The organism is Microbacterium sp. Au-Mic1 (assembly GCF_021341785.1).
Lineage (GTDB): Bacteria > Actinomycetota > Actinomycetes > Actinomycetales > Microbacteriaceae > Microbacterium.
Map to the genome: position 1 here is coordinate 12,444 of NZ_JAJTTF010000002.1, position 14,860 is coordinate 27,303.

General features: G+C 69.4%; 12 protein-coding genes. 9 read left to right on the plus strand and 3 right to left on the minus strand.

Going from position 1 to position 14,860, the window contains the following annotated elements; genetic code table 11:
- Positions 1 to 37 precede the first annotated feature (37 nt).
- Together LXM50_RS02600 and LXM50_RS02605 are read right to left on the minus strand one after the other, a co-directional pair.
- Positions 38 to 1,006: a DUF559 domain-containing protein gene (locus tag LXM50_RS02600; protein ID WP_233309575.1), complete on the minus strand. Its 969-nt coding sequence runs from the start codon at positions 1,004 to 1,006 to the stop codon at positions 38 to 40.
- 227 nt (positions 1,007 to 1,233) lie between these two features.
- Positions 1,234 to 3,363, minus strand: coding sequence for a S9 family peptidase (locus tag LXM50_RS02605; RefSeq protein ID WP_233309577.1), 2,130 nt, complete (start codon positions 3,361 to 3,363; stop codon positions 1,234 to 1,236).
- Positions 3,364 to 3,530: 167 nt separating this feature from the next.
- Between LXM50_RS02605 and LXM50_RS02610 the strand changes: the two genes are divergently transcribed.
- From LXM50_RS02610 to LXM50_RS02650, 9 genes are all read left to right on the plus strand, one after another.
- Complete coding sequence (locus LXM50_RS02610) at positions 3,531 to 4,769, plus strand: inorganic phosphate transporter (protein WP_233309579.1); 1,239 nt, start codon at positions 3,531 to 3,533, stop codon at positions 4,767 to 4,769.
- A complete protein-coding gene (locus tag LXM50_RS02615) occupies positions 4,766 to 5,098 on the plus strand; it encodes a peptidase (protein ID WP_233309581.1) in 333 nt (110 codons plus the stop codon). The genes LXM50_RS02610 and LXM50_RS02615 overlap by 4 nt, the downstream gene beginning before the upstream one ends.
- A gap of 64 nt (positions 5,099 to 5,162) precedes the next feature.
- Complete coding sequence (locus LXM50_RS02620) at positions 5,163 to 6,065, plus strand: metallophosphoesterase (protein ID WP_233309582.1); 903 nt, start codon at positions 5,163 to 5,165, stop codon at positions 6,063 to 6,065.
- A gap of 127 nt (positions 6,066 to 6,192) precedes the next feature.
- Positions 6,193 to 7,653: an aspartate ammonia-lyase gene (locus LXM50_RS02625; RefSeq protein ID WP_233309583.1), complete on the plus strand. Its 1,461-nt coding sequence runs from the start codon at positions 6,193 to 6,195 to the stop codon at positions 7,651 to 7,653.
- A gap of 153 nt (positions 7,654 to 7,806) precedes the next feature.
- On the plus strand, positions 7,807 to 9,075 hold the full coding sequence (locus LXM50_RS02630; RefSeq protein ID WP_233309585.1) for an extracellular solute-binding protein: 1,269 nt from the start codon (positions 7,807 to 7,809) through the stop codon (positions 9,073 to 9,075).
- Position 9,076: 1 nt separating this feature from the next.
- Positions 9,077 to 10,036, plus strand: a complete 960-nt coding sequence (locus LXM50_RS02635) for a carbohydrate ABC transporter permease (protein WP_374107794.1) — start codon at positions 9,077 to 9,079, stop codon at positions 10,034 to 10,036.
- Between the two features lie 3 nt (positions 10,037 to 10,039).
- Entirely contained in the window at positions 10,040 to 10,903 is an 864-nt protein-coding gene (locus tag LXM50_RS02640; protein ID WP_233309587.1) for a carbohydrate ABC transporter permease, read from the plus strand.
- A 23-nt stretch (positions 10,904 to 10,926) separates the two neighbouring features.
- A complete protein-coding gene (locus LXM50_RS02645) occupies positions 10,927 to 12,765 on the plus strand; it encodes a glycoside hydrolase family 3 protein (protein ID WP_233309589.1) in 1,839 nt (612 codons plus the stop codon).
- A 39-nt stretch (positions 12,766 to 12,804) separates the two neighbouring features.
- The gene (locus LXM50_RS02650; protein ID WP_233309592.1) at positions 12,805 to 13,920 is read left to right on the plus strand and encodes a LacI family DNA-binding transcriptional regulator; all 1,116 of its coding nucleotides are present in this window, start codon (positions 12,805 to 12,807) and stop codon (positions 13,918 to 13,920) included.
- 19 nt (positions 13,921 to 13,939) lie between these two features.
- Here LXM50_RS02650 and LXM50_RS02655 read toward each other — a convergent pair whose 3' ends face one another.
- On the minus strand, positions 13,940 to 14,809 hold the full coding sequence (locus tag LXM50_RS02655) for a fumarylacetoacetate hydrolase family protein (RefSeq protein WP_233309594.1): 870 nt from the start codon (positions 14,807 to 14,809) through the stop codon (positions 13,940 to 13,942).
- Positions 14,810 to 14,860: the final 51 nt, after the last annotated feature.

Consider the following 14,860-nt stretch of genomic DNA (forward strand, 5'->3'; position numbering starts at 1 on the left):
GCATCCCGAGATCAGGCGTCCTCACCGAAAATCAGGATCATCTGCCTCGAATCCTCCTGATCCGGGTCGTTCGTCCTGATCTCGGGATGTGGATTCCGGATGCGGATCCGAAATCCGCACCGGGGACGTGGACCCCGCTCGCGGTTCGCAGTGCGGGCGCCGTACCTGGATCAACGTGAACCGAGGTGGCGTGCTGTGCCATCGCTGCTCGCACCGTGTCCTGCACAAAGCGCGGCTCGAACATGAGCTGGGCGTAGTCGAAGCGCAGCACTAAGAAGCCCCGCAGCGCAAGTCGGGCATCCGCGCGCAGATCGCGTCGGCGGTCCTTGGCACTGCCGTGGAACTGAAACCCGTCGAGCTGCACGACCAGGCGGTCGCCGATGAGCGCATCGACGGGGTGCCCGTCGATGATGATCTGCTGACGCACGACGACCCCGATCTCGCGCATGAGCGCGACGAAATGCGTCTCGAGCCCCGAGTCGGACAGGATGTCGGCTGCTCTCATGAGCCGCCGGGCGCTCTCGGAGCGCCACCGTACGCTGCGCAGCACGTCGATGCTGATCTTCTTCTTCCGGATCGCGGATTCCCAGACTGCCAGGGCGTCGGCTGCGCTCAGGCAGCGCGCGACGTGGAAGAGCACATTGATGAGGGGGTCCACGACCTCTTGGGCGGAGGCCGGTGCCGGGCCGGATCCCCAATGCAACCGCACCCCGTCGCTGTCATGCCGGGAGGCGTTGGCGGCCACGGTGATGTGCACGTCCGGATCCCGCGGCGCCCAGAGTCCCTGCGCCGCCGCCTGTGTCACGCAGGTCACCCGTCCGCCCAGTTGCGCCGCGCGAATGCGCTCGGGTGGGGCATCGGGCAGCACGATCCAGGACCTGCGCACCCGGTCGACCGTGCTGATCGAGGCCGCCGCAGCGAGCGAATGCTTGCTGAATCCCGCCTGGTACAGCGCGGAGGTGTGCGAGACGCCGCCATGTGCGGCGAGCCAGGGAAGCAGGTCCATTCATCCAGACTGGACGCACGGGGGCCCGATCACCGGTTATCCACAAGGGATACGACGATTGCGGTGTGTGGAGGACGAACGCCCGGCGCCGAGATCAGGAGGAACGACCCAGCGCAGGACGATATCCGGCGGATCCTCCTGATCTCGGTCGCTCGTCCTGATCTCGGGACACAGATCCAACTGACCGGCCGGCCGCCGGGCCGGTCCCGGGGCGCTCGTCGCGCTCGTCAGTCGGCGACGCCCAGGCGGTCCAGGATCCAGGCCAGCTCGAAGGCGCGCTCGCGCCAGGAGTTGTAGCGGCCGCTGACGCCGCCGTGGCCGGCCACCATCTCGCACTTGAGCAGCACGTCGTCCGCCCCTGCGTCGCGCAGGCGGGCCACCCACTTGGCGGGCTCCACGTAGAGCACGCGCGTGTCGTTGAGTGAGGTGACGGCGAGGATCGACGGGTAGGCCACGCCGTCGCGCACGTTCTCGTACGGCGAGTACGACTTCATGTACGCGTACACCTCGGGGTCGTGCAGCGGGTCGCCCCACTCGTCCCACTCGATCACGGTGAGGGGGAGGGACGGATCCAGGATCGTCGTCAGCGCATCCACGAACGGCACCGAGGCGAGGATGCCGCGGAACAGCTCGGGGGCGAGGTTCGCGACGGCGCCCATGAGCAGACCGCCCGCGCTGCCGCCCTCCGCGACCATCCGGTCCGGGGCGGTGATGCCGGTCTCGACCAGATGGCGCGCGCACGCGACGAAGTCGGTGAACGAGTTGGCCTTCTGCCCGAGCTTGCCGTCTTCGTACCACTGCCGACCCATCTCACCGCCGCCGCGCACGTGCGCGACCGCGAAGACCACGCCGCGGTCCAGGGCCGACAGGCGCATGACCGAGAAGCCGGGGTCGATCGAGTGCTCGTAGGATCCGTAGCCGTAGAGGTGCACGGCGCGGGGCTCGGCCCCGGGCTCGCCGAAGGAGCGCTTCCACACCAGTGAGACCGGGATGCGCGCACCGTCCGGGGCGATCGCCCAATCGCGGCGCTGTCCGTAGTCGGCCGGGTCGTAGCCGCCGAGCACGGGCTGGCGCTTGCGCAGGTGCAGCGCGCGGGTCGCCAACTCCAGGTCGTAGACGGTGGAGGGGGTGACGAACGAGCCGTAGCCGAGGCGCAGGAACGGCGCGGCCCACTCGGGGTTGCCGCCGAAGCCCGCCGAGTACAGCGGCTCATCGAAGCCGAGCTCGTCCAGCGCCCCCGTCGCCGGATCCATCAGTGCGATGCGCTCGAGCCCTTCGAAGCGGTAGGCCACGACGGTGACGTCGCGGAACGCGTCCACGTCCAGCAGCCGGCGGCCCGGGGTGTGCGGCAGGATCGCCCGGCGCTCGCCCTCGGGGTCGGACACGGAGACCGCGACGAGCTCGAAGTCCAGCGCGTCGTCGTTGTGCAGGATGAGCAGTTCGTCGTGGTCGTCGACCACGGCGTGCTCGACCGCGTACTCGACGCCCTCGCGCCGCGGCCAGACCACGCGCGGCGGTGCGGTGAGGTCGTCCAGATCGACGAGGTGCTCCTCGCTCGTGATGCTGGAGCCCACGCCGATCACGAGGTAACGGCGGCTCCGGGTGATCCCGGCGCCGAGCCAGAACCGCTCGTCGGGCTCGTGGAACAGCTGCACGTCGTCGGTCACGGGCGTGCCGATCCGGTGCAGCCACAGGGTGTCCGGGCGCCAGGAGTCGTCGACGGTGGTGTAGATGATCGCGGCGCCGTCGGGCGTGAAGAAGGCGCCGGACGTTCCGGGGATCTCATCGGGCAGGGTCTCGCCCGACCGCAGGTCGCGGACGTGCACGGTGTAGCGCTCGTCGCCCTCGAAGTCCGTCGACCAGAGCAGCCGGGTCGCGTCGTCCGAGACGTCGAACGCGCCCATCGCGAAGAACTCGTGCCCCTCCGCCTCGACATTGCCGTCGAGCAGGACCTGCTCGCCGGCGACGGGTGTCGCAGCGTCCAGCACCGGCGGGGTCCAGTCGTCAGGGGAGGAGACCGCCGCACGGCACTGCAGGCCGTACTGCTGCCCCTCGACGGTGCGGCCGTAGTACCACCAGTCGCCGCGCCGGGTGGGGACCGACAGATCGGACTCCTGCACGCGTCCCTTGATCTCCTGGAACAACGTCTCGCGCAGCGGCTCGAGGTGCGCCAGACGCGCGTCGGTATAGGCGTTCTCGGCCTCGAGGTGCGCGATCACCTCGGAATCGTCCTTCGCGCGCAGCCAGTCGTAAGGATCGTCGAACACGTCCCCGTGATGCGTGCGGATCAGCGAGCGGCGGGCTGCGCGGGGCGGGACGGGGGTGGAAGGAGCCGAGGTGGCGGGGACGGAGGTCACAGCACAACGCTAGCCGCTGCGGCTCGGCCGAGGTCCTTCGCGGCGGCGGATGGCGTCGAGTTGACCGGCCTGGGTCGGGATGGGAGGATTCAACCGGCCCGTTAACGGATGCTGTACTCCCGGTGAACTCTTCGTTCGTCACGTCCCTCCACTTACGAAAGCGAACGGTGGAAACCGCAGCCCTCATCGTCGTGCTGGTGATCCTGCTGGCACTCTTCTTCGACTTCACCAACGGGTTCCATGACACGGCGAACGCCATGGCCACCCCGATCGCGACGGGTGCGCTCAAGCCGCGGACCGCGGTGATGCTCGCGGCCGGACTGAATCTCGTCGGCGCCTTCCTGTCCACCGAGGTCGCCGCGACCGTTTCCGGCGGCATCATCCAGGAGGATTCGAGCACCGCGCATCTCATGCCGTCGCTCATCTTCGCCGGCCTCATCGGCGCGATCACCTGGAACATGCTGACCTGGCTGCTCGGACTGCCGTCCAGCTCGTCGCACGCGCTGTTCGGCGGACTGATCGGCGCCACGCTGGTCGGCGTCGGGCTCAGCGGCATCAACTTCGGCGTCGTGCTGTCCAAGGTCGTGCTGCCGGCGCTCATCGCGCCCCTCACGGCCGGTCTGATCGCCTATCTCGCCACCAAGCTCGCGTATCTGATCACGCGTCGGTACGACGGCAGGCCCGATGGGCGGAGCGGCTTCCGCTGGGGACAGATCTTCACGTCCTCGCTCGTCGCGCTGGCACACGGCACGAACGACGCGCAGAAGACCATGGGCGTGATCACTCTGGCGCTGATCTCGGTCGGCTGGCAGGCGCAGGGCGACCACCAGCCGCATATCTACGTGATCGTCGCGTGCGCGTTCACGATCGCGCTGGGCACCTATCTCGGCGGCTGGCGCATCATCCGCACCCTCGGCAAGGGCCTGACCGACGTCAAGCCGGCACAGGGCTTCGCGGCGGAGACCTCCACCGCGGCGACCATCCTCGCCTCCAGCGCGCTCGGCTTCGCGCTGTCCACCACTCAGGTCGCCTCGGGATCCGTGATCGGATCCGGACTCGGCCGGCGCGGCTCGGCCGTGCGCTGGCGCACCGCCGGCCGCATCGCGATCGGATGGGTGCTCACGCTTCCCGCGGCGGGTCTGGTCGGAGCGATCGCCGCGTTCATCGTGGTCGTCGGCGGCGGCTGGGGCGTCCTGATCGATGCGATCCTCGCCCTCGCAGTGATCATCGCGCTGTTCCTGCGCTCGCGCCGCAACGCCGTCACGGCCAACAACGCGTTCAGCGAGGTCGCCGACTCCGGTCTCGCCATCGAGGTGCCCGAGGAACCGCCGCTGACCCCGCGCCAGGCCAGGGCGCAACGCGCCCGTGAACGCGCGAAGGCCAAGGAGAAGGGGACGGGACGATGACCGTCGTCATCCACTGGGAGGCGTTCTTCCAAGTGCTCGGCGCCGCGCTCGTCGGCACCCTCCTCGTCGTGGGCTTCTACGCGCTCGGCCTTCGCCTGCTCGTGCGCGCGGGCAGGGTTCCCGTGGTCACACCCGCCGAGTTCACGGACGCGATCACGGTGATCAGCGAGAAGGAGGCCAAGCGCGCCGCGAAGGCGGCCGCGAAGGCCGCCCGCAAGAGCCCGCTCACGGTCGCCCAGAAGACGCTGGCCCGGATCGCCGCCTACGCGTGCTTCGCCGTCTGCGCGGCGGCGGTGCTCGGCGGCATCCTGCTCATCGTCGTGAAGTAGTGCCCGCCCGGGCCTGCGCGGCGCCGTCCGGGGAGGCCGCCGTCGCGGCGTTAGCCTGAGAACCATGACAGTGCAGTTCGGCCGTTACGCCCCGCCCACGCACACCCTGGTGCACGTGAGCGACCCGCACCTGCTGGCCGGGGGAGCGGCGCTGGGCGGACGCTTCGACGTGGACCGCACCCTGGCGCGTACACTCGCGGCGATCGAGAGCGCGACGGACAGACCTGACGCGATCGTCGTGACCGGCGATCTGGCCGATCTCGGCGAGCCGGACGCCTACCGTCGGCTGCGCGCGGTGGTGGAGCCCGTGTCCGAACGACTGGGCGCCCCGGTGATCTGGGTGCCCGGCAATCACGACGAGCGCCCGGCGATGCGAGAGCATCTGCTCGACGTCGCGCCCAGCGAGGAGCCGGTCACCGGCGTCTGGGATCTGAACGGTCTGCGCGTGCTCGCGCTGGACTCCACGGTCCCCGGCTGGCACCACGGCGACGTCGATGCGGAGCAGCGCGCGTGGCTGGCCGACCAGCTGCGCACGCCCGCACCGCACGGCACGCTGCTCGCGATGCACCATCCGCCGGTGCCCAGCCACATCCCGTTCTTCGACATCCTCGAGCTTCGCCATCAGGACGAACTCGCCGAGGTGCTGCGCGGATCCGACGTCCGCGGGATACTCGCGGGGCACCTGCACTATTCGATGCACGCGACGTTCGCGGGCATCCCCGTGAGCGTGGCATCCGCCACCTGCTACACCATGGATGTCGCCAGCCCGGGCGACCGGGTCAACGGCATGGACGCGGCCCAGTCCTTCCAGCTCGTGCACGTGCGGCCCGAGACGATCACGCACACCGTCGTCCCCGTGGTCGAGGCGACGCCCGTCGACACCTTCAGCCCCGAATGGGTCGAGCGGATGGCGCAGCTCACGCCCGAGGAGCGGCTGGAGGCGTTCTCGCGCAAGCCGGGGCGGTGAGTCGGCACCGCGACTTTCGCCGAACCGGAGAGGCGGCTATCGGCACTTCGCCGAAGCGGCGATGGGTGCCCGGGTAGGATGGACGCATCCCCCTTCCCTGTTCGCCATCACCCACGAGGATGTGTCCATGGCCGCCGTTGCGCCTGCCACCCGTACCGAAACCGACTCCCTGGGAAGCAAGGAGATCCCTGCCGACGCGTATTGGGGGATCCATACGCTCCGCGCCGCCGAGAACTTCCCGATCACGAAGCGCCCGATCTCCGTCTACCCGGAGCTGATCGAGGCGCTCGCGATGGTCAAGCAGGCCAGCGCGCGTGCGAACAAGGAGATCGGAACGCTCGACGCGGAGAAGGCGGACCTCATCGACGCCGCCGCGCAGAAGGTGATCAACGGCGAGTTCCACGACCAGTTCATCGTCGGCGTCATCCAGGGCGGCGCCGGCACCTCGACCAACATGAACGCGAACGAGGTCATCACCAACATCGCGCTCGAGCTGGCCGGCCGTGAGAAGGGCGACTACGCGTTCCTCTCGCCGATCGACCACACCAACCGCAGCCAGTCGACGAACGACGTCTACCCGACAGCGGTCAAGATCGGGCTGTCGCTGAACCTGCGCTCCCTGCTCGACGAACTCGACCTGCTGCGTGTGTCGTTCCTGAACAAGGCGCGTGAGTTCCACGACGTGCTCAAGGTGGGCCGCACCCAGCTGCAGGACGCCGTCCCGATGACCCTCGGCCAGGAGTTCCACGGCTTCGCCTCGACCCTCGGCTACGACCACACGCGCCTCACCGAGAACGCCTGGCTCATGTACGAGATCAACATGGGCGCCACCGCGATCGGCACCGGCATCACGACGCACCCGGCCTATGCGGCCTCGGTGCTGAAGCACCTGCGTGAGATCTCGGGTCTGGACCTGGCCACCGCGAGCGACCTCGTCGAGGCCACCAGCGACACCGGATCCTTCATGTCGTTCTCCTCGTCGCTCAAGCGCAACGCCATGAAGCTCTCCAAGATCTGCAACGACCTGCGTCTGCTCTCCTCGGGCCCGCAGGCCGGTCTCGGTGAGATCAACCTGCCTGCCATGCAGGCCGGCTCCAGCATCATGCCGGGCAAGGTCAACCCGGTCATCCCGGAGGTCGTCAACCAGGTCGCCTTCGCGGTCGCGGGAGCCGACGTGACGGTGACGATGGCCTCCGAGGCCGGTCAGCTGCAGCTCAACGCATTCGAGCCGGTGATCGCGCACTCGATCTTCCAGTCCATCACCTGGATGCGCCAGGCGATGTGGACCCTGCGCGTGAACTGCGTCGACGGTATCACCGCGAACCGCGACCGCCTGGGCGCCATGGTCGGGTCCTCGGTCGGCGTGATCACGGCGCTCACGCCGTTCATCGGCTACGCCGCCTCGGCCGCCCTCGCCAAGACCGCGCTGCTGACCAACCGCAACGTCGCCGACCTCGTGGTCGAGGCAGGTCTGATGTCGCGCGATGAGGTCGCCAAGCAGCTGTCGCCGGCCCGCCTGTCGGGGCTGGAGACGATCACCGCGGCGATCCCGGTCATCCCCTCCAAGGACGTAGACGCCGGGGCCTGACCCGACGCGCACGCCGAACGGCCCGCCACTCGTAGAGTGGCGGGCCGTTCGGCGTTCTCGGCCTTGCGCTCTCGCAATCTATGCGCTTAGATCAACGGAGGACAAGAATCTATGCGCTTAGATTCAGCCGATGGACGCTTCAAGGAGGAAGACGTGAAAAGCAGGACAGCTCTGGCCGGGATCGCGGCTCTCGCAGCGATCGGCCTCGCACTCACGGGGTGCGGTCGTGCGGACGGCGGGTCCTCCGCCCCCAGCGCCACCGCGGTGCAGCTCGACGACGCACCGGCCAAGGGAACGATCACGATGTGGGCCATGGGAGCCGAGGGGGAGGCCCTGCCCGACTTCGTCAAGACCTTCGAGAACGCGAACCCCGGCGTCACCGTCAAGGTCACCGCGATCCCCTGGGACGCCGCGCACAACAAGATCCAGACCGCGATCGCGGGCGGCAACACCCCGGACATCGCGATGATGGGCACCACCTGGATGGCCGATTTCGGGGACTCCTTCGGCACCGTCCCCGCCGGGATCGACACGTCGGGGTTCTTCGACGCGGCGGTGAGCTCCACCAAGATCGGCGACCGGGCCGCGGGCATCCCCTGGTACGTCGACACGCGCGTGTTGTACTACCGCACCGACATCGCCGCGAAGGCCGGCTGGACCAAGGCTCCGGCCTCCTGGGAGGAGCTGCAGAAGATGGCGGCGGACATGCAGTCCCAGGGCGGGGCGAAGTGGGGGATCCGCATGCCCGCCGGCAACGACTCCTTCCAGGGCGCGCTGTGGATGCCGTGGTCGGCCGGTGCTGAGGTGACCGATGGCAAGAAGTGGACGCTCGACACCCCCGAGATGACCAAGGGCATCGAGTACTACAAGAGCTTCTTCGACAAGAAGCTCGCGGATCCGAACGCCGACACGTCCGCAGGGGCGGTCGAGTCCGAGTTCGTCGCCGGCAGCACGCCGATGGTCGTGGAGGGGCCGTTCCTCCGGGGCCAGCTGGCCTCGGTCGGCGGTGCGGACTTCGCGAGCAAGTACGCCACGGCGGTGCTCCCGGCCGACAAGTCCTCGGTGTCGTTCAGCGGCGGTGCGAACCTCGTGATCTTCAACGGCAGCAAGAACGCCAGCTCGGCGTGGAAGCTCGCGCGCTGGCTGACGGATCCGAAGGTACAGGCCGATTTCTACGCCGCGACCGGCGATCTGCCCGCGGCCAAGGCCGCGTGGCAGGAGAAGTCCGTCTCCTCCGACACGAGCCTGTCGACCTTCGGCACCCAGCTGGAGACGGCGAAGGCTCCGCCCGTCACGACCTCCTGGGTACAGGTGGCGGCCAAGGGCGACCAGGCGCTCGAGTCGATCCGCCGCGGCGGGACCTCGGTCGCGGACGCGCTCAAGAAGCTGCAGTCCGACGCCGACACGATCGGACTGAAGTGAGATGACGTCCACCGTCCTCCCCGCCGCCGGAACCCGGACGGGCTCCGGCGGCCGGAACGACCGGGCGGGCGGGGGCATGTTCGCGGCCGCCCGCCGCCGCCGGGCGCTCATTGCGTGGGGCTTCGCCCTGCCGTTCGTGCTGGTCTTCGGCGTGTTCATGATCGTGCCGATCGTGGGCTCGTTCGCGATGTCGTTCACCGACTTCACCGCCCGGGACATCGGCTCGCCGTTCGCCGTGGACGCCGTCGGTCTGCAGCAGTACGTCGCGCTCTTCCGCGATCCGCGGTTCCTCACCTCGCTGGGGGTCACGGGCGTGTTCGTGGTGGTGGGCATCCCCGTCACGATGATCGTCGCGCTGGCCCTCGCCCTTGCCCTGAACAGCGGCAAGGGACGTCTGGTGTCCTTCTTCCGGGTCGGGTTCTACGCGCCCGTGGTCACCAGTATCGTGGCCGTCGCCGTCGTCTGGCGCTACATCCTGCAGCCGGACGGCCTGCTCAACACCGCGCTCGCGGCGATCGGCATCGCAGGGCCCAACTGGCTGAACGATCCCGCCTTCGCCCTGCCGTCGCTCATCCTCATGGCGGTGTGGCGCAACGTCGGCACGCTCATGGTCATCTTCCTCGCCGGGCTCCAGGCCGTGCCGGAGGACGTCACGGAGGCGGCGATCATGGACGGCGCGTCGCCCTGGCGGCGGCTCATCTCGGTTACCCTGCCGCTGCTGCGCCCGACGCTCCTCCTCGGAGCGGTGCTCATCTCGGTGGGATATCTGCAGTTCTTCGAGGAGTCCTTCGTGATGACCAAGGGTGGCCCCCTGGACTCGACGCTCTCGGTGGCGTTCTACACCTACCAGCAGTTCGGATTCGGCGAGTACGGCCTCGCGTCCGCGGCCAGCTACGTGCTGTTCCTCGTGATCGCGCTCGTGAGCCTGCTGCAGTTCCGCCTGTTGCGATCGAAGGACTGACCCATGGCTCTCGCACAGACAGAAGCCCCGATCCGGCGCCGCCGTGCCCGGCGGCTGAGCGGCCGGGCGACGTCCTACGCCGTGCTGACGGTCGGGCTGGTGATCTGGCTCGTCCCCTTCGTCTGGATGGTGCTCGGATCCGTCAAGACGCAGGGCGAGATCCTGCGCCGTCCGCCGACCTGGTGGCCGCAGGCGCCGACCGGGGAGAACTACGCGCAGTGGTTCGGGCCCCTCGACTTCTGGCACTTCTTCGGCAACAGCCTGATCGTGGCTCTCGTGACGGTGCTCGGCAACCTCGTGTTCTGCTCGATGGTCGGCTATGCGCTCGCGAAGATGGAGTTCCCCGGCAAGCGGATCCTGTTCGGCGCCGTCATGATCACGCTCATGGTGCCGGGCGTGGTGACCTTCGTGCCGCTGTTCGTGATGGTGTCCAAGCTCGGGCTGGTCAACAGCTATCCCGCGCTGATCCTGCCCTTCATCACGGCGCCGCTCGGGGTGTTCCTGATGCGCCAGTTCATGGCGGGGATCCCGGACGCTCTGCTCGAGGCCGCGCGCCTGGACGGCGCAGGGGAGTGGCGGGTCTTCCGCTCGGTCGTGATGCCGCTGTGCGGACCGCCACTGGCGACGCTCGGGATCCTGACCTTCCTGGGCTCCTGGAACAACTTCCTGTGGCCGCTCGTGGCGGCGCAGACCGAGGACATGTACACACTGCCGGTCGCCCTGTCGCTGTACTCGACGGGCCAGAACGCCACCGACTACGGGCTGCTGCTGGCAGGCTCCGTGCTGGTGATCGCCCCGATCCTGCTGCTCTTCGTCTTCCTGCAGCGGTGGTTCATCCGGGGCGTCGCCACCACGGGCTTGAAATGACGCAACGAGGGAGAGGGACATCCATGAGGGATGAGTTTCGGACGACGGACGAGGGCGTGCGCTTCCGCGACCTCAACGGCAACGGAGTGCTGGATCCGTACGAGGATCCGCGACGGAGCGCCGAGGAGCGGGTCGAGGACCTGCTTGGTCGCCTGTCGATCGAGGAGAAGACGGGGCTCCTGTTCCACACCGTCATCGAGATCGGCGACGAGGGCGAGCTGCGCGAGGAGCCCGGCGCGATCTCGAAGTCACCGACCTCGGTGGTCGTACTCGACAAGCACCTCACGCATTTCAACGTGCACGGCATGCGTACCGCGCGGGAGGGTGCGCGGTGGAACAACCGGCTCCAGGCGCTCGCGGTCCGCAGCCCGCACGGCATCCCGGTCACCATCAGCACCGACCCCCGGCACGCCTTCGTGGAGAACTCGGGCGTCGCCTTCGCCGCCGGCCCGTTCTCGCAATGGCCGGAGCCCCTGGGGCTCGCCGCCCTGGACGACGTCGAGCTGGTGCGGAGGTTCGCCGAGATCGCGGGTAGGGAGTACCGCGCGGTGGGGATCCGGATGGCCCTCCACCCGCAGGTGGATCTGCCGACCGAGGCGCGCTGGGGGCGACAGGCGCAGACGTTCGGCTACGACGCCGAGCGCGTCGCCGAGATGACCGGGGCGTATCTCGAGGGCTTTCAAGGTGCGCACCTCGGTCCCGACAGCGTCGCCTGCATCACCAAGCACTTCCCGGGCGGCGGTCCTCAGCTGGACGGCGAGGACGCGCACTTCCCCTACGGTCGTGAGCAGGTGTACCCCGGTGGGCGCTTCGAGGAGCATCTGCGTCCGTTCGTCGAGGCGATCCGTCGCGGCACGGCGGGGATCATGCCGTACTACGGGATGCCGGTGGGGCTGGTGCGCCACGGGGAGCCGATCGAGGAGGTCGGCTTCAGCTACAGTCGGCAGATCGTCACCGGCCTGCTGCGCGAGGAGCTCGGCTACGACGGCGTCGTCCTGAGCGACTGGGAGCTCATCAACGACAACCAGGTCGGAGATCAGGTGCTGCCGGCGCGGGCCTGGGGCGTCGAGGAGCTGTCGCCGAGGGAACGGCTGCTGCGACTGCTGGACGCCGGCGTCGATCAGTTCGGCGGCGAGGAGTGCGTCGAACTGCTGAGCGATCTCCTCGCCGAGGGGGCGGTGACGGAGGAGCGGATCGACCAGTCGGCGCGGCGCATCCTGCTGGTGAAGTTCCGCCTCGGGCTCTTCGACGACCCGTATGTGGACGAGGACGAGGCCGAGCGCATCGTCGGCGCCGCGGAGTTCCGCGCCGCGGGGGAGCGCGCTCAGGCCGAGTCCGTCACCGTGCTGCAGAACCGAGAACGCACGCTGCCGCTGTTCCGCGACGGGCATCCGAGGATCTACGCCGAGGGCGTCGCCACCGAAGCGCTGGCCGAGTACGGGGACCGCGTCGCGGCTCTCGAGAATGCGGACGTCGCCGTGGTGCGGATCGCCGCGCCATTCGATCCAAGGGACGACCTCTTCCTGGAGGCCTGGTTCCATCAGGGCTCCCTCGAGCTCCCGCCGGGCCTCGTCGCGCGGCTGCGCCGGGTCGCCGCGCACTGCCCGCTCGTGGTCGTCGTGAACCTCGACCGTCCTGCGATCCTCACACCGCTCGTGCCGTTCACCGCTGCGATCGTGGTCGAGTTCGGCACCTCGGACACGGCCCTTCTCTCGGCGCTCTCCGGACGGATCCCGCCGCGAGGCGTGCTCCCCGTCGACATCCCGCGTTCGATGGACGCAGTGCGGGCGGCGTTCGCGGACGTGCCGGACGGCACCGAGGACCCCGTCTTCCGCCGCGGCACCGGCCTGACGATCGGCTGACCGCGCGCTCAGTAGAATCACTCCGAAAGCGAGGTGCTCATGGCGTCGAGCCGACCCACCGTCTACGACGTGGCGCAGCGGGCCGGAGTGTCGATCGCGACGGTCTCCTTCGCGTTCCGACGGCCCGACCGGGTGCGCGAGGACACGCGCCGCCTCGTCCTCGAAGCGGCGCGTGAGATCGGCTACGTGCCGAGCGGATCGGCGCGGAGCCTCGCTCGCGGGCGCACAGGAGTGCTCGGGCTGCATCTCTTCGACATGCTGCTCGACCAGGAGCCCGGTGCATCGCCTTCGGCGGACGGCACCGGCCGGGTCGACCTCGACGAGCTCGACCTCGACGCGGACACGGTCACCTGGGACGTCGCCGCGGACGAGCGGGAGAGCGATCCGCGCACCTTCCCGCTGTACGTCGACGAGGTGCAGCGAGGCTTCGTGCTCGAGTGCAAGCGCAACGGCACAGCGGTGCTGCTCTCCAGCGGCGGTGTGGGCGTCTCCGACCTGGCCGACACCGCAGGCCGGGTGGACGGTCTCGCGATCCTCCCCGGACGTTCGACGGCGGCGGCGATCGAGGCGGTGGCCGCGCGGGTGCCGGTCGTGCAACTGAGCAAGCGCGCGGGCATCGGCCACCGCGTCACGGTGGACAACGCCGGAGGCATGCGGATGCTCGTGCAGCACCTGCACGACGTGCACGGCGTCGGATCCTTCGGATGGGTCGGGGCCATTGCCGAGGACGATCTGGACGAGCGGCGCGAGGGGTTCCTCGCCGCGGTGCAGGACATCCGGGGAGCTCGCGCCGAGACCCTCGACGACGCCGACCTGGAGCGGACGCCCGCCTACCCGGTGCTGCGCGACCGCGCTGCAGCAGGGACGCTGCCCGGCGCCCTGGTCTGCGGCAGCGACCAGACCGCGCTGCGCGTGATGGACGTGCTCCGCGGCGAAGGGATCCGCGTACCCCAGGACGTGCTTGTGACGGGCTTCGACGGCATCATGGCGAGTCGGCTCCCGACGCCGACGCTGACGACAGTGCGTCAGCCGATGGAGCTGATGGGGCGCATCGCCGCCCACCTGCTCCTGACGGATCCCGGCGACGGGACTGCGCCGCCGCGCACCGTGAGGCTCGCGACGGACCTCCGCGTGGGCGGCAGCTGCGGCTGCTGATCCTCGCTCCGGCGGAGGATCAGTCCAGGATCCGGCAGTGCGTCGTGAGCTCGCCGATCCCGTCGATGCCGACTGTCACGGTCGAGCGGTCGCGGAGGAAGATCTGCGGGTCGCGGGAGTAACCGGCACCGCCCGGGCTGCCGGTCGAGATCAGGGTTCCGGGACGGAGCGTGAGCGAGCGGGACAGGTGGGCGATGAGCGCGGAGACGGGGCGCACCATCTGCTCGGTCGAGGCGTCCTGCACCCTGTGACCGTCGACGACGGTCCAGATGTGCAGGTCCTGTGGATCGGGGATCTCGTCGGCGGTCACGACGACCGGCCCGGTGGGGGAGAAACCGTCGAACGACTTGCAGCGCGACCACTGCGCCTCGGCGAACTGGATGTCGCGCGCGGTGATGTCGTTGACGACGGTGTAGCCCCAGACGTGGTCCAGGGCGTCCTCGGCGGACACGTCCTTCGCAGCGGCGCCGATCACGACGCCGAGTTCGGCCTCGTAGTCCACGGACTCCGACAGCGCGCGCGGCCACGACGTGGTCTGCTCGTGGCCGGCCAGGGAGTTCGGCCACAGGGTGAACACCGTCGGTGCCGTGTCGGTCTTCAGCCCGAGCTCGCTCGAGTGCGCGGCGTAGTTGAGCCCGACGGCCAGGACGACCGGCGGAGCGAGGACCGCGGCGCTGTAGGCGAAGCCGTCCAGCGCGTGCACGGGAGCCTCGCCGCGGGCGTGCGCGTCGCGGACGGCGTCGAGAAGGACGTCGCCCCCTTCGATGAGCTGCTGGAGGGTGGCAGGGGCCGGATCCACGAGATCGGAGACGAGCGTCGCCCCGGCACCGTCGATGACGGCGAGGGCGGGAAGGTCGGATTCGGGACGGCGCAGATGAGCGAACCGCATGCCTCCACGCTACCGGGCGCTTCCGATGCCCTGCCGCGGCGAGCCTCTAGG